Annotated in this window: 18 protein-coding genes; 10 read left to right on the top strand and 8 right to left on the bottom strand. The window is 64.8% G+C overall.

From position 1 onward, the window contains the following. Positions 1–45: 45 nt before the first annotated feature. A complete protein-coding gene (locus VGD10_RS09480) occupies positions 46–570 on the top strand; it encodes an acyloxyacyl hydrolase (protein WP_331040572.1) in 525 nt (174 codons plus the stop codon). A 24-nt stretch (positions 571–594) separates the two neighbouring features. After that, complete coding sequence (locus VGD10_RS09475) at positions 595–933, top strand: hypothetical protein (RefSeq protein WP_331040571.1); 339 nt, start codon at positions 595–597, stop codon at positions 931–933. On the opposite strand, the gene fumC is transcribed toward VGD10_RS09475, so the two are convergent. Together fumC and VGD10_RS09465 are read right to left on the bottom strand one after the other, a co-directional pair. Next, on the bottom strand, positions 934–2,328 hold the full coding sequence (fumC, locus tag VGD10_RS09470) for a class II fumarate hydratase (RefSeq protein ID WP_331040570.1): 1,395 nt from the start codon (positions 2,326–2,328) through the stop codon (positions 934–936). 28 nt (positions 2,329–2,356) lie between these two features. Beyond that, entirely contained in the window at positions 2,357–2,839 is a 483-nt protein-coding gene (locus VGD10_RS09465) for an SspB family protein (RefSeq protein WP_331040569.1), read from the bottom strand. Between the two features lie 93 nt (positions 2,840–2,932). Here VGD10_RS09465 and VGD10_RS09460 point away from each other — a divergent pair, with 93 nt between their 5' ends. The 3 genes from VGD10_RS09460 (at position 2,933) to VGD10_RS09450 (ending at position 5,278) form a co-directional block, all read left to right on the top strand. After that, positions 2,933–3,310 (top strand): histidine triad nucleotide-binding protein, encoded by a 378-nt coding sequence (locus VGD10_RS09460; RefSeq protein WP_331040568.1) that lies wholly within the window; start codon positions 2,933–2,935, stop codon positions 3,308–3,310. A gap of 101 nt (positions 3,311–3,411) precedes the next feature. Beyond that, entirely contained in the window at positions 3,412–5,007 is a 1,596-nt protein-coding gene (locus tag VGD10_RS09455; RefSeq protein ID WP_331040567.1) for an amino acid permease, read from the top strand. A gap of 109 nt (positions 5,008–5,116) precedes the next feature. Then, entirely contained in the window at positions 5,117–5,278 is a 162-nt protein-coding gene (locus VGD10_RS09450; protein ID WP_331040566.1) for a hypothetical protein, read from the top strand. Positions 5,279–5,284: 6 nt separating this feature from the next. Here the strand turns inward: VGD10_RS09450 and VGD10_RS09445 are convergent, their stop codons facing one another. After that, positions 5,285–6,280 (bottom strand): adenosine kinase, encoded by a 996-nt coding sequence (locus tag VGD10_RS09445; RefSeq protein ID WP_331040565.1) that lies wholly within the window; start codon positions 6,278–6,280, stop codon positions 5,285–5,287. Between the two features lie 126 nt (positions 6,281–6,406). Between VGD10_RS09445 and VGD10_RS09440 the strand changes: the two genes are divergently transcribed. Continuing rightward, a complete protein-coding gene (locus VGD10_RS09440; RefSeq protein ID WP_331040564.1) occupies positions 6,407–6,787 on the top strand; it encodes a hypothetical protein in 381 nt (126 codons plus the stop codon). On the opposite strand, the gene queG is transcribed toward VGD10_RS09440, so the two are convergent. Further along, complete coding sequence (gene queG, locus VGD10_RS09435; RefSeq protein WP_331040563.1) at positions 6,762–7,835, bottom strand: tRNA epoxyqueuosine(34) reductase QueG; 1,074 nt, start codon at positions 7,833–7,835, stop codon at positions 6,762–6,764. The genes VGD10_RS09440 and queG overlap by 26 nt on opposite strands. A gap of 44 nt (positions 7,836–7,879) precedes the next feature. Here queG and VGD10_RS09430 point away from each other — a divergent pair, with 44 nt between their 5' ends. Then, positions 7,880–8,821, top strand: coding sequence for an ABC transporter ATP-binding protein (locus VGD10_RS09430; protein ID WP_331040562.1), 942 nt, complete (start codon positions 7,880–7,882; stop codon positions 8,819–8,821). Next, complete coding sequence (locus VGD10_RS09425; protein WP_331040561.1) at positions 8,818–10,050, top strand: ABC transporter permease; 1,233 nt, start codon at positions 8,818–8,820, stop codon at positions 10,048–10,050. The genes VGD10_RS09430 and VGD10_RS09425 overlap by 4 nt, the downstream gene beginning before the upstream one ends. Here VGD10_RS09425 and VGD10_RS09420 read toward each other — a convergent pair. The 4 genes from VGD10_RS09420 to VGD10_RS09405 form a co-directional block, all read right to left on the bottom strand. Further along, entirely contained in the window at positions 10,047–10,427 is a 381-nt protein-coding gene (locus VGD10_RS09420) for a VOC family protein (protein ID WP_331040560.1), read from the bottom strand. The genes VGD10_RS09425 and VGD10_RS09420 overlap by 4 nt on opposite strands. A gap of 38 nt (positions 10,428–10,465) precedes the next feature. Further along, the gene (locus VGD10_RS09415; RefSeq protein ID WP_331040559.1) at positions 10,466–11,266 is read right to left on the bottom strand and encodes a LytTR family DNA-binding domain-containing protein; all 801 of its coding nucleotides are present in this window, start codon (positions 11,264–11,266) and stop codon (positions 10,466–10,468) included. Beyond that, positions 11,263–12,345 (bottom strand): sensor histidine kinase, encoded by a 1,083-nt coding sequence (locus VGD10_RS09410; protein ID WP_331040624.1) that lies wholly within the window; start codon positions 12,343–12,345, stop codon positions 11,263–11,265. Before VGD10_RS09410 ends, VGD10_RS09415 begins: the two co-directional genes overlap by 4 nt. Before the next feature lie 61 nt (positions 12,346–12,406). Then, on the bottom strand, positions 12,407–15,235 hold the full coding sequence (locus tag VGD10_RS09405) for a M16 family metallopeptidase (RefSeq protein ID WP_331040558.1): 2,829 nt from the start codon (positions 15,233–15,235) through the stop codon (positions 12,407–12,409). Positions 15,236–15,361: 126 nt separating this feature from the next. Between VGD10_RS09405 and VGD10_RS09400 the strand changes: the two genes are divergently transcribed. Both VGD10_RS09400 and VGD10_RS09395 read left to right on the top strand, forming a co-directional pair. Further along, positions 15,362–16,159, top strand: coding sequence for a protein ImuA (locus VGD10_RS09400; protein WP_331040623.1), 798 nt, complete (start codon positions 15,362–15,364; stop codon positions 16,157–16,159). Then, the coding region (locus tag VGD10_RS09395) for a hypothetical protein (RefSeq protein WP_331040557.1) at positions 16,146–16,583 on the top strand (438 nt) is incomplete at its 3' end. The genes VGD10_RS09400 and VGD10_RS09395, both read left to right, overlap by 14 nt.

Below are 16,583 nucleotides of genomic sequence, written 5' to 3'. Positions count from 1 at the left end.
AGGAAGTTCAGCCGCTTAACCATGACAGAAAGGTGACAGCCGACGATGCGCCTCCTTGCCCTTGCCGCTGCGGCAACCTTCCTCGGCCTGTCCAGCCCCGCCTTCGCCAGCGAGATTTTCGGCGGCCTCCTCGTCCATGACGTCGACACGCCGATCACCAGGAGCGGCATCGAACGCGGCCTCGACGTGCAGCTCGGCTGGCGCGGCGACCGGATCGAAGCGCTCGGGTTCATCGGACGGCCATCTCCTTATGTGTTCGGGTCGGTGAACACAGAAGGTGGGGTCAACTTCGCCGCCGCGGGCATTAGCTGGAAGATCGGAGGACGGGCTTACTTCCGCCCCGGCATCGGCCTCGCTATCCATGACGGGCCTGGAGAGGTAGTGCCGGGCGACAACCGCATCGATTTCGGCTCCCGCATTCTGTTCGAGCCGGAGGCGGCGATCGGCTATCAAGTGAACGACCGTTTGTCCGTCGAGGCGGCCTGGGTCCACCTCAGCCACGCCCAGCTGTTCGGCGGGCAAAATCCGGGCATGGACAGTATCGGCCTTCGCGTGAATTACGGTTTCTGATCAATTGGTCTAAAAGAAGTGCTGATGAGAGCGCTGGTGGTCATGATTGTCTTCGCGGCCTCTGCCGCGGTGGAGGCGCGAGCCGCGCGTTGCACGATCACTTCTCCCGAGCAGCCGACCTATCGCGGCCCCTGCGACTTCATCGCCGACAGGAATGGCTCCTTTGGCATACTACCGATTGGACGCGACACCTTCTTCCCGCAAATCATTGGCATCAGTTTTGAAATCACGAAACCCGGTGTTGGCGACGTTCGCGGCCTGACCTCATTCGGCATCAATTCGCGCTGGGGCACCGCAATACGCTCCCGTCGGAACCCGGCCTGCTGGACAGGCGCCGATTTCACTATTTGCGTCTACCGCTGATCACCGCCCGATCATCGTCTCCGGCCGCACCACGCGGTCGAACGTCGCCTCATCCACAAGCCCTAGTTGCAGGCCCGCCTCCTTCAGGGTGAGACCGTTCGCATGCGCGTGCTTGGCGATCTTTGCGGCATTGTCGTAGCCGATCTCCGGCGCCAGCGCCGTTACGAGCATTAACGATCTGCTCATCAGCTCGGCGATGCGGTCTTCGTTGGCTTCGAGGCCATTGAGCGCGCGTTCGGTGAAGCTTTCCATGCCGACGCTGAGCAGGTGGATCGAACGCAGCACCGCCGCTCCGATCAGCGGCTTGAATACGTTGAGCTCGAAATGGCCCTGCATCCCGCCGACGGTGATCGCGACATGATTGCCCATCACCTGCGCCGCCACCATCGTAAGCGCTTCGGCCTGGGTGGGGTTCACCTTGCCGGGCATGATCGAGCTGCCAGGCTCGTTTTCGGGTAGGCTGAGTTCCCCGAGGCCGCTCCGCGGGCCTGAGCCCAGCAGGCGGATGTCGTTCGCAATCTTGGTGAGCGCCGCCGCCAGTGTGTTCAGCGTTCCCGAAAGATGCACCAGCGGATCGTTCGACGCCAGCGCCTCGAACTTGTTCTCGGCGGTACGGAAGGGAATGCCGGTCAGCGCCGCGATCTCGGCTGCAATCGCCTCGCCGAAGCCTTGAGGCGCGTTGAGCCCGGTCCCGACCGCTGTCCCACCCTGCGCCAGAGCAGTCATGCCGTGCATCACAGCTGGTGCGATGCGCCCGCGGCAGCGGTAGAGCTGGTGCGCGTAGCCCGAAAATTCCTGGCCGAGCGTCAGCGGCGTCGCGTCCTGCAGATGGGTGCGCCCAATCTTGATGATCCGGTCCCATTCCTTCGCCTTGGCGTCGAGCGCCGCAAACATCCGGTCGATCGCAGGGAAGAGCCGGTCGTTCACGGCCCGCGCCGCGGCGATGTGGAGCGCCGTCGGGAAGCTGTCGTTCGACGACTGGCTCATGTTGACATGGTCGTTCGGATGGACGGGCGACTTGCCGCCCCGCTTGCCGGTAAGGATCTCGTTGGCGCGCCCGGCGATCACCTCGTTGACGTTCATATTGGATTGGGTGCCGGATCCCGTCTGCCAGATGACGAGCGGGAATTGGTTGTCGAGCTCGCCCGCCACCACTTCCGCCGCCGCCTGCTCGATCGCATCCGCAAGAGCGCCATCGAGGCCATGGGTCCGGTTCACCCGCGCCGCGGCCTGCTTCACGACGGCAAGCGCGTGGATGATGCCGATCGGCATCCGCTCCTCGGGGCCGAACGGGAAGTTCTCGATCGAGCGCTGCGTCTGCGCGCCCCAATAGCAGTCGGCAGGAACCTCGATCGGGCCGAAGCTGTCGGTTTCAGTGCGGGTGGGGCCGGTCATCCTCTACTCCTCGGGTAGGAAGCGGCGCTTACTTCTTGCGGCTGAAGTCCACCGATACGACGTTGGATCCGTCCTCGACCGGCTCCGCAATCGGATGGTCGTTCTCGGCTTCCTCATGCTCCTGCGGGCCGCCTTCCTCACCCTGCGCCTGGAACTGGAGCGCGAAATTGACGGCTGGATCGACGAAGCCGGTGATCGCGGAAAAGGGGATGATGAGCTTGGCTGGCGCCTGGTTGAAGCTGAGGCCCACCTGAAATCCGTCCTTCTCGACCTTGAGATCCCAGAAGCGGTTCTGGATGACGATCGTCATCTCGTCCGGGAAGCGTTCCGTCAGGTGCTTCGGAATATCGACACCCGGAGCGCCAGTCTTGAAGGTGATGTAGAAATGATGGTCGCCGGGCAACGATCCCGTCGCCTCGACCTCGCCCAGAACCCGGCCCACCACCGCGCGCAGTGCTTCCTGCACGATCTCGTCATAGGGAATCAGGCTGTCAGGCGTCTCGTCGCTCATGGCCTGACTCGTAGCGGCGCGAACATTGGGGTCAAGCGCGTTGCGGCGCCACACTGATGAAGGATAAGAGTTTCGCTCCCGAAGGAGTGACGCATGCCGATCGACGCGACGAAGCCCTATGACGAGAGCAACATCTTCGCCCGTATCCTTCGCGGCGAGCTGCCCTGCACGAAGGTCTACGAGAACGAATTCGCGCTCGCTTTCAACGACATAAAGCCGGCCGCGCCGGTCCACATCCTCGTCATTCCGAAGGGGCCTTACGTCTCCTGGGACGATTTCTCCGCCCGCGGCTCCGCCGAGGAAATCGCCGGCTTCGTCAAGGCCGTTGGCCATGTTGCCCGGGAGGCGGGGTTGGTGGAGCCCGGCTACCGGCTCCTCGCCAATGTCGGCATGAACGGCGGCCAGGAAGTGCCGCATCTTCACGTCCATATCTTCGGCGGTGCGGGTCTGGGGCCGATGCTTGCCCGATAGGCCGCTACGGCAAAGCGTTACTAATTTGTTGCGCAACCCTCAGGACAGGCTAGGTTCCCCCTCCGGAACCATTAGACCGCTAGTCGGCAAAAGGAGAGTTTATGGCCAGTGTTGCCCCGGGGGGTAAAAAAGGGCTGCTCGGACAGATGTTCGCGCGCAAGTCCATTGCGCAGGTGCAGCGGGAGACAGAGACGAGCGAGCTGAAGCGAACGCTTGGCAAGTGGAACCTCCTTCTGCTGGGCGTCGGCTGCATCATCGGCGCCGGAATCTTCGTCCGGACCGGCAGCGCCGCGGCGCTTCACGCGGGCCCCGCGGTTCTCCTCGCCTTCGTGGTCGCCGGCATCGTCTGCGCCTTTGCGGGCCTCTGCTATGCGGAGCTTTCCTCGACGCTGCCTGTCTCGGGCTCGGCCTACACCTACGGCTATGCGACCTTGGGCGAGTTCGTCGCCTGGGTCATGGGCGCGCTGCTGCTGCTCGAATACGGCCTCGCCGCTTCGGTGGTGGCCGTCGGTTGGAGCGGTTATGTGGTCAGCCTCCTCGCCGACTTCGGCATCGTTATACCGCCACATCTGACCGGCCCTGCCGGCTATACACTTATGCGCGACGGCGCGCCGGTACTAGTCGATGGCCAGACGGTCACGACGATCTTCAACCTTCCGGCCTTCCTGATCTGCACGGCGCTCGCCGCCCTGCTGGTGATCGGCGTCTCGGAATCGGCGAAGGTCAACAACATCATCGTCGCCATCAAGGTGAGCGTTCTGGTCGCCTTCATCGTCGTCGGCGGCCTCATCGTTCTTTCGAACTTCGGGACGCTCAGCGCCGCCAACTGGACCCCGTTCATTCCGGAAAATCAGGGGCCGGGCCAGTTCGGCGTCGACGGCATCATGCGTGCCGCCTCGATCGTCTTTTTCGCTTATATCGGCTTCGAGGCGGTCTCGACCGCCGGTCAGGAAGCGCGCAATCCGAAGAAGGATATGCCGTTCGGCATCATCGGATCGCTCGTCGTTTGCACCGTCATCTACATGCTGGTTGCGGCGATCATGACGTTGCTCGTTCCCTACAACCAGCTCAACGTTCCGGATCCCGTTGCCGTCGTCGTCGACAATTTCGGCGCCACCTGGGGCTGGCTCGCCAAGATCATCAAGGTCGGCGCCATTATCGGCCTCACCTCGGTGGTTCTCGTGCTGATGTATGCGCAGACCCGCATTTTCTACACGATGGCGCGCGACGGCTTGCTCCCGCGGGTTTTCTCGCGCGTGCACCCGCGTTTCAAGACACCCTACATCAACACCGTTCTCGTCGGCCTGATCACGGCGATTGCCGCCGGCTTCTTCGACATCAACGTGCTGGGCGACATGACCTCGGTCGGAACGCTCGCGGCCTTCGCGATCGTCTGCCTGTCGGTCATCTACCTTCGCAAGAACGCGCCCGAGCTGCCGCGCGGGTTCAAGGTGCCGCTCTATCCGGTGCTTCCGGTGCTCGGCATCCTGTCCTGCCTCTACCTGATCTCGACCGTTCCCTGGAACGTGCTCCAGTTCTTCCTCTGGTACATGGTCGGCGGGATCATCCTCTACTTCGTCTACGGCATGCGCAATTCGAACCTGCAGCATGGCGAGCCGCAGGACGATCTGCCGGACCTTCCGGTCTATCCGGAAGATGCGGACGAGGTTCGCGGCGAGCCCGTGATCCGGCCTTAAAGGCAGAGGTCTCGAACAAGGGAAGGGAGGCTTCGGCCTCCCTTTTCTTTTTGGCAGCCGGGCATCGTTCGCGCCGGGCCGGCGTTGCTCTCCCAAAGGAGAGAAAAGAATGGCTACGCAGCCCCCACCTGAATTGCCGCCTCAGCCTTCTCAGCCCGGCCAGCCGGATGCGCCGCAGCCGGAACTGGTGCCGCCGGGACCGGACATAGACGTGCCCGATCCGGCACCGGATACCAGCCCCGGCACCGCACCGGCATCGCCGACGGCCTAACTTTGCTTAGCCGAGCTTTTCGGCGACCAGCTTCTTGAGGTCCGCTTCCGGCCGCGCGCCGAAATGAGAGATGATCTCCGCCGCGGCGATAGCGCCCATGCGGAGGCTGTCCTCGACCGAGCGGCCCTGCGCCTGACCGGTGAGGAAGCCGGCGGCAAACAAGTCGCCGGCGCCGGTCGTGTCCACGACGCGCTCGACCGGCTCGGCTGGCACCGCGATGCGCTCTCCATTCTGGGTGGCGACGGCGCCATGTTCGCTTCGCGTGACGACGAGCAAGGGCACCTTGTTCTCGATCGCCGTGACCGCCGCTTCCCAGTCGGGGGCCTCTGTCAGCGCGACGATCTCTTCTTCGTTGGCGAAAAGGATGTCGATCAGGCCGTCGTCGATCAGCGCCTGAAAGTCGGCGCGATAGCGAGCGATCACGAACGCGGCCGAAAGCGTGAAGGCGACCCGCCGCCCCGCCTCACGTGCAGTGATGATGGCGGACCGCATCGCCGCACGCGGCTCTTCCGGGTCCCACATATAGCCTTCGAGGTACAGGATGGCGCCGGACGCGATCAGCCCCTTATCGAGCGCGGCCACCGGCAGATAATGCGAAGCGCCGAGGAAGGTGTTCATCGTCCGCTGCCCGTCGGGCGTGACAAGGATCAGGCAGCGCCCCGTCGGCGGCTCGCCCTCGCGCGCCGGCACCTCGAAGGTGACCCCGGTGGCGCGGAGATCGTGGATGAAGACCTGGCCGAGCTGGTCGTTCGCGACCTGGCCGATGAAGCCGCAGCGCGCGCCCATCGCCGCCATCCCGGCAAGCGTGTTCGCCGCAGAACCGCCGCTGATCTCCCGGCCCGGGCCCATCCGTCCATAAAGGCCGGTCGCCTGCTCGGCATCCAGCAACTGCATCGATCCCGCGGTCATTCCTTCGCGCGTGATGAAGTCATGGTCGGCCTGTGCGATCACGTCGACGATGGCATTGCCGATCGCCACCACGTCATAAGTTGCTTCGCTCAAAGGAAAGTCGCTTTCGAATGGAAGGAGAAAGGCGCCGCCTAGCCGCCCGGACCTTCTCCGGTCAACCAGAGGCGATTGACGCTGCCACCTGCTTCGGCGAAGGCTCGATCAAAGTCGGAGGTGCGTATGAGCGGTGTTTCGCGGAAGCTACAGACGTTGGCGCCCCTTCTGCTAGTCGCCGGATGCGCCTCCGCCCCCAAGGCGGCGCCGGTGGTTACCGCCACCTCCAGCACGACGATCTCAGTGGCGGGTCTTCAGGCAGTGATGGGCGCCGACGCCCGCACCCTCATCCAACGGTTCGGCAATCCCGACCTCGACGTGCGAGAAGGAACCGCGCGCAAACTTCAATTCTCGAGCGCCGCTTGCGTGCTAGATGCCTATCTCTATCGACGCACCGCCAATGCGGAGCCAGTCGTCACCCATGTCGACGCACGCTTCCCCGACGGTCGCGACATTGACCGCGCCTCCTGCGTCGCCGCGCTTATCGCACGATCGCAGGCGCGCTGAGCCGCTCCACCGCCCAGCTCGCCGCTTCCGCAACCACCGGATCAGGATCTCGGGTCAGCGCCTCCAGTTGCGGGATCAGCGTCGGCTGGCCACTGTTTCCAGCCGCGATCGCCGCGTTGCGAACCATTCGGTTCCGCCCGATCCGCTTGATCGGCGAACCCGCGAAGATCTTCCGGAAACCGGCATCGTCGAGCGCCAGCAGATCGGCGAGCGCTGGCGCGGTCAGCTCCGCGCGCGGCACGAAGGCCTGGTTCCGCCGCGCGGTATCGGCGAAGCGGTTCCAGGGGCAGACCGCGAGGCAATCGTCGCAGCCGTAGATGCGGTTCCCCATCGCCTGCCGGAACTCATGCGGGATCGGCCCCTTATGCTCGATGGTGAGGTAGGAGATGCAGCGCCGCGCATCGAGCCGAAATGGCGCAGGAAAGGCGTCGGTCGGGCAGGCGGCGAGGCAGGCATTGCAGCTCCCGCAATGGACGCGGTGCGGAACGCCCGGCTCCAGTTCCGGCCCTAATTCCAACGTAGTGTAGATCGCCCCGAGGAACAGCCAGCTGCCGTCATTCCGGCTAACCAGATTGGTATGCTTACCCTGCCAGCCGAGGCCAGCCGCCTCCGCGAGCGGCTTCTCCATCACCGGCGCGGTATCGACGAACACCTTCAGGTCGCATCCTGCCTCCTCCACCAGCCAGCGGGCGAGCGCCTTCAGCGCCTTCTTGATGACGTCGTGATAGTCGGCGCCCTGGGCATAGACTGAGATACGGCCATGCTCCGGCGCACTGCCAAGCGCCAACGGATCGGCGGCAGGGGCATAGCTCATGCCGAGGGAGATCACCGACCGCACCTCCGGCCACAGACCCGCGGGCGAGCGGCGCCGCTCCGCCGTCTCCTCCATCCAGAGCATGTCGCCATGTGCACCGGAGGCGAGCCATTCACGCAGCCGCTCGGCAGTTTTCGGCGCGGCGTCCGCGCGCGCGACTCCGATGGCCGAAAAGCCGAGCTCCCTCGCCTTTTCTTCCAGCCTTTCGCGCAGCTTTGCCTTGCTTTCGGACATTCGCTCTCGTTACCACGTCGGCAGGGTCAGGGGGAAATCGGCGCGTGCAGAACGGCTTAGCTATTGAGGCGCGGGGGCTGTTCAAGGCCTTTGACGGGAAAACCGCAGTCGACGGCATCGATATCGCCGTTCCGCAAGGGAGCATCTACGGCATCCTTGGGCCGAACGGCGCCGGCAAGACGACGACGCTCCGCATCCTGCTCGGCATCATCGATCCCGACGAAGGCGATCGGACGCTGCTCGGGCACCACCGCCCGCTCGAAGCCGCAGGCCTCGTCGGCTATCTGCCGGAGGAGCGCGGCCTCTATCCCGCCATGACAGCGCGGGAATCGATCGCCTTCATGGGGGCGCTCCGCGGCCTGCCGCTCGACATCGGCCGCAGGCGCGCCGAAGGCATGCTCGCGGACAATGGCCTCGGCGATTATGTCAACAAGCCGATCAAGAGCCTGTCCAAGGGCATGGCGCAGACCGTTCAGCTGTTCGGCACCATCGTCCACCGGCCGAAGCTGATCGTCCTCGACGAACCTTTTTCGGGGCTCGACGCAATCAATCAGGGCCGGCTCGAAAACCTAATCCGCGAGGAAGCGGCCGCAGGCGCGACGGTGATTTTCTCGACCCACGTCATCGCCCACGCCGAGCGGCTCTGCGAGCGGATCGCGATCATCGCCGGCGGCAAGGTGCGGTTCGAAGGCAAGGTCTCGGATGCCCGCGACCGTCTCCGCCCGCAGGTCCGCCTCAAGACCCGGAGTGCCGCCGGCCCCTGGCGCGCGGCGCTTCCCGCCGAAGCCGTTATCGAGGACGGCGCCTGGCATTTCGAACTTCCAAAGGAAGGCATCGAGCCCCTGCTCAAGAGCCTGATCGAGGGCGGCGCGGGAATCGAGGAACTGTCGATCGAACGGCCCGGTCTTCACGACGCCTTCGTTGCGATCGCCGGCGCCGCCGCCGCGCGCCAGATGGAAGAAAGCCAAGCGGGAGACGCCGCATGAGGAACATCGCCGCTTCGGCCCTGGTCATTGCCCGCCGCGATTTCGTGGTGACGGTCTTCACCAAGACCTTCCTGCTCTTCCTTCTGGGGCCGCTGCTCATCATCGGAATCTCCATTCTGTTCGGCAATCTCGGCGAACGGATGGCGCAGCAGGATCTAAAGCCGACCGTCGCCGTCATCGCCAGCGAGGCCGATTTCGCGGCCATCGCGACCATCAAGAAGCGGGTCGAACCCGCCTTCGGCGAGCGCGGCATGGCCGAACTCGTCCGCTACGAACCCGATTATGTCATCGACGCGCAGGCGCGGGACCTTCTCGGCGCGCGCGATAAGCGCATCCTCGCCGTGCTCACGGGCGGCATCGACCGGCCGCGCCTCATCGGCGCCGTCAGCGACACCGGAAGCATCAGGGGCCAGCTCACGCTCCTCATCGAAGAAGCGCGGCACCAGCGCGCCCTTGCCGGTGCCGGGGTTCGCAGCGCTCTCCCCGCTGAAATCGAGTTCGTGAAGGTCGAGGAATCGGCTGGCTCCATCGCCTCCGCCCGCGCCCTCACCGCGCGGAGCGGCCAGCTCCTCATCTTCATGCTGACCGTTCTGCTCGCCGGCATGCTGCTTTCGAACCTTGTTGAGGAAAAGACGAACAAGGTCATCGAAGTGCTCGCCGCCGCGCTTCCGGTCGACGCGATCTTCCTCGGCAAGCTGATCGCCATGCTGGGCGTGTCGGTGGTCGGCATCGCCGTCTGGGCGAGCGCCGCCGCAGCGGGCATGGCCCTCTGGTCGCCGGGCTCGATGAACATGCCCGAACCGGCGGTCGGCGGGCCGCTCTTCGTCCTCCTGGTGACGCTCTATTTCGCTGCAAATTATTTGATTCTAGGCGCACTCTTCCTCGGCATCGGCAGCCAGGCGAGCTCCGTCCGCGAAGTGCAGACGCTGTCCATGCCGGTCACCCTCGGCCAGGTGCTCGTCTTCCTGCTCGCCTCGTTCGCAGTTGGACCCTACAATAGCCTGCTCGGCATCGGCGCCGCCGTCTTTCCGCTAAGCTCGCCGCTGGCAATGGTCGCCCGCGCCGCGCAGACGCCCGAACTCTGGCCCCACCTCCTCGCGCTCCTGTGGCAGGCACTCTGGGTCTGGCTGGTCGTGAAGCTGAGCGCAAGCCTGTTCAGGAGCAATGTGCTGAAATCCGGCTCTGGCGGCAGCGCGATGCCTTGGCGGCGGCGCTCGACTGAAGGTTAAACGTCGAGCGCAGGCCCGAGCTGCTCCCAAAGCTCGATCTTAATGCCGTCACAGTCGAGGATCCACGCGAACTTGCCGTAATCCTCATACTGCGTGCCGATTATCTCGATCCCCTTGGCTTTCAGCACCTCCATCATCGCCTCGAGATCGTCGACGCGGAGGTTGATCATGAACCCCGCTAGGCTGGGGTCGAAATAGTCTGACGAAGCCTTGAACGGCGACAGCAGGCTGAACGCCTCGCCCGTCTCATCCTTCTTCCAGGGAAACATCGCTCCCCATTCGCCGCCGACGCCGAGCGTCTCCTCGTACCAGCGGCGGGTCCGGTCCGGGTCCTCGACCTTGTAGAAGATGCCGCCAAGCCCCGTGATCCTCGCCATGTCGCTTTCCTCTTTGGTCGTGAGGAGGGCCTATAGCTCTAGTGGACGAACCGGGCGACGACGTCGCGGTAGGAGCGGCTGACCTTCACTTGGCTGCCGCTGTCGAGAACGAGGAAGCATTCTCCGTTCGTATGCGGCTTTACCTGGCGGACGAGGTCGAGGTTGACGATGGTCGAGCGGTGCACGCGCTGGAAGCGGCGCGGGTCGAGGCGTTTTTCCAGATCCTTCATCGTCTCGCGGAGGATGAGCGTGTTGTCGCCCGTATAGATGCACATATAGTCGCCGGCGGCGTCGATCTTTTCAATGGTGTCGACATCGACCCGGAAGATCTGCCCGCGATCCTTGATGTTGATGAGCTTTTCGTAGCGGCTGGACGAATGGGCGTCGTCGTCCCCGCCCACGTTGTCGACCGCGTCCGGCGCCACTTCGGCAAGCACTTCCTTGAGCTTGCCCGCTTCTTCGGCGCTCCGTTTTTCCGAGAGCCGCTGGCGCACCCGGTCCATCGTGTCGGCGAGGCGGTCTTCCTCGACAGGCTTCATCAGATAATCGATGGCGCCAGTCTCGAACCCGCGAAGCGCGTGGTCGGAATAAGCGGTGACGAAGACGAACAAAGGCGGCTCCACCTCCATCAGACCCTGAATCACCGAAAAGCCGTCGAAGCCCGGCATCTGGATGTCGAGGAAGACGAGATCCGGCTTGTGGGTCTTGATGGCGCGGATCGCCTCGCGCCCATTGAGACAGGTCTCCACGACCTCCACATCCTCATGTTTTTGAAGGCGAAGCTGCAAGCCCTGGGTCGCAAGCGGCTCGTCGTCCACAAGGATGGTGCGGATCGTCATTTGGGCTCCTCGGCTGGTTCCACTGCGTATGGAATTTCGATGATAACGCTAAACCCCCCGTTTATGTTCGTTTGAGTCTCAAAACGATGATCGGCGCCATAGGCCTGCGCCAGACGGTCCCGAATATTCGCCAGACCGACGCCGGTCGATTGCGCCGCCCGCACCGTATAGAGCGCGTCCGATCCCGGCCCGGTATCGACGACGGTGATCAGGACGCGGTCGCCCGCTCGCCGCGCGTCGATGATGATGTCGGCCCCTTCCTCCTTCGGCGTGACCGCATATTTGATCGCGTTCTCGACCAAGGGCTGGAGGAGGAGCGAGGGAAGCCGCGCCTGCGCCGCGCCCGGCTCAATATTGAACTGGGGCCGGAGCCGGTCCTCAAACCGCATCTTCTCGATCTCGAGATAGAGCTTAAGCGTCTCCACCTCCTGCTCGACCGTCACCTGCCCCGTCGGCTCGTTGACCAAAGTGTAGCGAAGAAAGGAGGAAAGCCGGCTCAGCATCGCGTTGGCGCGGTCGGTCTGCTTCAGCAGCACGAGCGTCGAAATGGAATTCAGCGTGTTGAACAGGAAGTGCGGATTGAGCTGGTAGCGGAGCATCGCAAGCTGCGCCGCGCTCGCCTGATGCTCCAGCCGAAGCAGCCGGTCGGTCTGCTCTTCCAGCAGCAGATAGTAGTTGATGCCGTAATAGAGCGCCGACCAGAAACCGAGCAGCGAGAAACTGAGCAGGATCGCGCCGAGGAACGCCAGCCCTTCGGGCCTCAACCCTGGATTGACAAAGGTCGCGTGGCTCCACGTTTCGATCGCCGAGAAAGCGGCCGAAGAGATCAGCACGATGAAGATGGACGTCGCCCAGGTGATGATCGGCTTTAGCTTGATGAGCCGCCGGTAGGCCGCGGCCATCAGCAGGGTCAGCGAATAGCCGGCCGCCGTCAGCAGCAGGGTATGGATGACGAAGCTGAAACCCATGCCGTTGGCGATGCCGCCGAGGGTGCGGAGCACGAAATAGCCCGCCCAGCCCGCCGATTGCAGGTACCAGAAGGCGCGGTTCTTGTCGTCAAAGAAGGGCTGCTGCTGCAGCTTCGGCCGGGGCGCAGGGGTCTGCGGCTCCGGGGCGGTAGAGGGCGTTATCGTTGCAGCGTTAGTCGACACCGCTCCCGCCCTTAGCGGGAAGAACGAGCATCGACCAGTCGCCAGCGTCCGTCACATATTTCGCGACCGCCGCGCGGACGTCTTCCGGCGTCAGGCCGCGATAGTCGGCGAGGTAGGACCGCACTTCCCCGATCTTGGCCGGCCGCCGCGTCCAGTCTTCGAGCGCGCCCATCCAATAGCCATTAGTGCGGACGGTGCGCTGGATGCCGCTGATGACGGGGTTCTGCGCGCGCTCGAACTCGTCGGCCTCGACCGGCTTTGCCGCGAGGTCGGCGGCGATCTCCCGAGCGGCGCGGAGGAAGGCGTCCGTGCTTTCCGGCCGAAGCTCGGACGAGGCATAGAAGATGCCCCAGTCCGGGAACTCGTCGGAAATGCTGGACCGCGCGCTCGGCGAATAGCTGGCACCCTCGGCCTCGCGGAAACGGTCGAACAGCCGCACCTGGAAAATGTTGGCGGCAAGGCTCAGCGCCCTCTTGTCCTTGATGTTACCGCTGCCGCCGAATGTGCTCCATCCAATCACGGCGAAGGCCTGATTGGCATCGCCATTATGGGTGTGGACCACTGGCTTCGGATTCGGCGCGGGCGGACGCACCTGCCGCGATCCCGCCGCTTCCGGCGCTGCGGCGCGCGGGGGCAAAGCGGCGACTGTCTTGCGCATCGCCGCCACCGCTGTCTGCAGATCAACGTCGCCGACGATGACTGCCTCGATGGGGCCGCTCGCCAGCAGCGGGTCGAACAGGGCCTGCACCTCGGCAAGACTGGTCCTTGCGATCACGTCCTTCTCCAGCGGCTGCCAGCGCCGGTCGCCGGGCCGTGCAAGGCCCGGAAATTCGCGCCCGCCGCGCGACGACGCCGAGGCGAAGGCGAGGTCGTAGCTTTGCAGCGTCGCCGTCTTGGCGCGGGCGAAAAGCGCCGGATCCCAGCGCGGATGCGCGACCTTGGTGGCCAGCAGCCGAAGCTGATCCTCCAGCTGTGTGCCGTTGGTCTGGCCGCGAAGCACGAAACTGTCCTCGCTGGTCGTGAAGCTGAGGCTGATCCGGCGGCCGGTCAGCAGCCGCTCCATAGCGTCGAGGTCGAGGTCGGCAAGCCCCGACTGGCCGATCACCGCCCCCATCTGATGGATCGACGTGCGGTCCGGCGCGAGGCCGGCAATGCCGCTGCCGAAGCGAAGCTGCACGCCGACGGAACCCTTCTCGAAATCCGTCTGCTTGAAGGTGAGGGTGGAGCCGTTGGCGAAGCGAACGATGGTGGCGTCCAGATCCTCGATCCGCTGGCGCGACACTTCGCGGCCTTCTGGCCCCAGCTTCGGAAGCACATCGAAGCTTACGGTCCGCTCGGCCGCTCTCGTCGCCGGAGCCGCCTTTTCCGCGGCGGCTAGCGCCGCACCGGCATCCGCGGTCGTGATCGCTTCCGGCGCCAGCAGCACCATGCGCGGCCCCGATCCCTTGAACAGGGTCTTCATCGTCTCGCCGATCAGCGCTGGCGTCATCTGCGGCGCAAAGCCTTCGATCAGGGCAAGGCCGGTCTCCGCCGTCGTCACCACGCTATTCCCATCGATCGCGGCGACCATCAGCTGCGCCCGCTGCTGCGAACGGACCGTGGACTCGCCAGCGACCGCGGCGGTGGCGGCGGTGCGGAGGTTGCTGATCTCACGCGTAATCTCGCTCTCGCTGGGCGGGCTTCGAAGCGCATCGGCGATGATCGCAAAGCTTTCGCTCAGCGCCTCGCGCCACTTGCCGTCCTTCGCCGTCACCGAAAGCTGAGTATAATCGGCGATCTCCCTCTCCTCGGTCTCGCCCACCCCGGCGCCGACATAAGCGGCATCGCCCCGCGCCCGCGCCTCAAGGCGGCGGTTGATGATGCGCATGGCGAGCGAGCGGGCGAGGTCCTCCTTCTCCCGCGCTCGCGTATCGGCTTCCTGCCGATAGGGCCGCAGCCACATCACCGACGCGCTGTGCGGAGCGCCAGGATAGGAAAGGGTGGCGGTCCGCTCAGCTACTTCGGCGATCCTCCCGATGTCCGGCTCGGCGGGCGCCGGGCCGCTCGCGCGCCAATTGCCGAAATGTTTGGCGACCAGCTCCTCCATCATCTTGGGATCAGCATCGCCGACCAGGATCACGGTCGCGCGGTCGGGCCGGTACCAGCGCTCATAAAAGGCGCGGAGCCCCTCGGCATTGGCGCCGTTCAGCGTCGCATCGGTGCCGATCGTGTTGCGGTCACGGAGCTTCAGGCCGGCATAAAAAAGCGGCGCGCTCACATCCCACATCTTGGTCGAAAGCTCGCTCCGGCGGCCCTTTTCCTGAAGCACGATCTTCTTTTCCGCATCGACCGCGGCCGGCGCGAACAGCGCGCTGTCCATCATCTCGGCAACCACCTTGAGGCTGGTGTCGAGATCGGCGCGGTCGGCGTCCGGAAGGTCGAGCTGATAGACGGTCTGGGTGGAGGTGGTGCTGGCATTGCTGTCGCTGCCGAAGCTTGCGCCGAGCCGCTCCCAAATATGCCGCGCCTCGCGGTCGCCGAAGCTCGCCGTGCCGCGGAAGACGAGATGCTCGACCAGGTGCGCCCAGCCCTGCTCCCGATCCTCTTCGTGAAGCGCGCCGGCGGCGATCCGGACGCGGATCGATACCTGCCCCTTGGGCATCGCATTCTGCCGCACGGCGTAGCGGACGCCGTTCGGCAGCGTGCCGAATACCCAGGCCGGATCGGGCGGAATGTCGCTTCCCCGGTAGAGCCAGCCGCTGTCCCCGATCTGTGCGGCGGCGGAAACGGGCGTCAGGAGGATGAGGAGCGCTGGCAGGCAGCTGCGAAGGAAGGCCATGGCACCTTAGCTAGTGAAGAAGCGCCGCAATGGGAACGGCAGGAACGCGCCTGCCTTCGCGCGAGGGCGATTGACTCTGCATGAATGTCTGCGGAACATAAAGAGAACAGAAGAGTCGTGAGTCGTATGTCCGCTGCCCCGCCTTCCAATGCCGAACGCCTTGCCGCCTTGCGGGCGGAGGTGCGCGCCATTGAGGCTACGGGCGCTTCGGCGGAGCGCTTATGCCTGCCCTTCGGTATCGACGAAATGGACCGGCGGCTGGCGGGTGGTGGCCTTCCCGTCGCGGCGTTGCACGAAGTTTCGGGCGAAAGGCCGCTTCTCGGCGACGACGGCGCGGCCCTGCTGTTCCTCGCCGGCATTGCCGCCCGGCGGCAGGGGGAGGTGCTCTGGGCGCTGGCGCGGCGGGACCTGTTCGCGCCCGCTCTGGCGCAGGCGGGGCTCGCGCCCAGCCGCATCCTCTACGCCGAATGCCGAAGCGACGAGGAAGTGCTTGCGGTGATGGAGGAAGGGCTTCGCCACGGCTGCCTCGGCGCCGTCATCGGCGAAGTCGTCCGGGCGGACATGACCGCCACCCGGCGGCTCCAGCTCGCGGCGGAGACGAGCGGCACCACCGCTTTCCTCCTCAAGCGCGGGCGGAAGAAGGAAGCGGATCCGATCGACTCCCCTTCCGCCGCCGTCACCCGCTGGCGGATCGGCTGCGTGCCTTCGGGCGCGCTTCCGGAGGTGGGCGACGAAGGCATCGGCCGCGCCCGCTGGCGCCTCACCCTCGCCCGCCAGCGCGGCGGCGCCCCCTTCACCTGGATCATGGAGGCATCAGATGCCGAGGGTCGCCTCGCTCTACCTGCCCAGCCTCGCCATCGACCGGCTGCCGTGGAGTTCGGCTGGACGTCATCAATCAATGGCCTGCGATATGCGAAAGCCTGAATTCTATCGCTATTTTCTTGGCTTCAGACCCTGTCTCGACCTGTGTCGTCAGCTTGCAGCGATCGGGGCACAAGCGGGCCAGCTGGTTTCACTCGAACTTTTGCATCTTACGCTCTGCGTTATCGCCGAGCCGGATGAACGCGATCATTTCCTGCTGCCGCGCGTTCGATCGGCATTGGCCGGCTACCCGCTCAGTTCCTTTCCAGTGCATCTCGGCAAAGTGGAATGTGGGCCGAAAGGAGCGATGCTCAACGCCTTAGGGCGCCAGCGCGAGGTCCAGGATTTTTATCGCGCTTTGATTTCATTGCTGGCGAGGCGAGACATTACCCCGCTGCACCGCAAGTCCGGGCTGCGGGCGCATGTCACGCTTGGGCATAGATCTTGCCTCTTTAGGCAGTTCAAGGCTCCAATCGAGTGGTTTCCC

This window comes from Allosphingosinicella sp., assembly GCF_036402135.1.
GTDB lineage: Bacteria > Pseudomonadota > Alphaproteobacteria > Sphingomonadales > Sphingomonadaceae > Allosphingosinicella.
Note: the sequence above shows the minus strand (reverse complement) of the source record. Positions and strands in the feature narration are given on the sequence as shown.

What these genes read in the sequence shown, in the direction of transcription:
- VGD10_RS09405 (WP_331040558.1), bottom strand. Translation starts at nt 15,235, where the DNA reads ATGGCCTTCCTTCGCAGCTGCCTGCCAGCGCTCCTCATCCTCCTGACG.
- VGD10_RS09455 (WP_331040567.1), top strand. Translation starts at nt 3,412, where the DNA reads ATGGCCAGTGTTGCCCCGGGGGGTAAAAAAGGGCTGCTCGGACAGATG.
- VGD10_RS09480 (WP_331040572.1), top strand. Translation starts at nt 46, where the DNA reads ATGCGCCTCCTTGCCCTTGCCGCTGCGGCAACCTTCCTCGGCCTGTCC.
- VGD10_RS09420 (WP_331040560.1), bottom strand. Translation starts at nt 10,427, where the DNA reads ATGGCGAGGATCACGGGGCTTGGCGGCATCTTCTACAAGGTCGAGGAC.
- queG (WP_331040563.1), bottom strand. Translation starts at nt 7,835, where the DNA reads ATGTCCGAAAGCAAGGCAAAGCTGCGCGAAAGGCTGGAAGAAAAGGCG.
- VGD10_RS09415 (WP_331040559.1), bottom strand. Translation starts at nt 11,266, where the DNA reads ATGACGATCCGCACCATCCTTGTGGACGACGAGCCGCTTGCGACCCAG.
- VGD10_RS09450 (WP_331040566.1), top strand. Translation starts at nt 5,117, where the DNA reads ATGGCTACGCAGCCCCCACCTGAATTGCCGCCTCAGCCTTCTCAGCCC.
- VGD10_RS09440 (WP_331040564.1), top strand. Translation starts at nt 6,407, where the DNA reads ATGAGCGGTGTTTCGCGGAAGCTACAGACGTTGGCGCCCCTTCTGCTA.
- fumC (WP_331040570.1), bottom strand. Translation starts at nt 2,328, where the DNA reads ATGACCGGCCCCACCCGCACTGAAACCGACAGCTTCGGCCCGATCGAG.
- VGD10_RS09475 (WP_331040571.1), top strand. Translation starts at nt 595, where the DNA reads ATGAGAGCGCTGGTGGTCATGATTGTCTTCGCGGCCTCTGCCGCGGTG.
- VGD10_RS09460 (WP_331040568.1), top strand. Translation starts at nt 2,933, where the DNA reads ATGCCGATCGACGCGACGAAGCCCTATGACGAGAGCAACATCTTCGCC.
- VGD10_RS09400 (WP_331040623.1), top strand. Translation starts at nt 15,362, where the DNA reads ATGTCCGCTGCCCCGCCTTCCAATGCCGAACGCCTTGCCGCCTTGCGG.
- VGD10_RS09425 (WP_331040561.1), top strand. Translation starts at nt 8,818, where the DNA reads ATGAGGAACATCGCCGCTTCGGCCCTGGTCATTGCCCGCCGCGATTTC.
- VGD10_RS09465 (WP_331040569.1), bottom strand. Translation starts at nt 2,839, where the DNA reads ATGAGCGACGAGACGCCTGACAGCCTGATTCCCTATGACGAGATCGTG.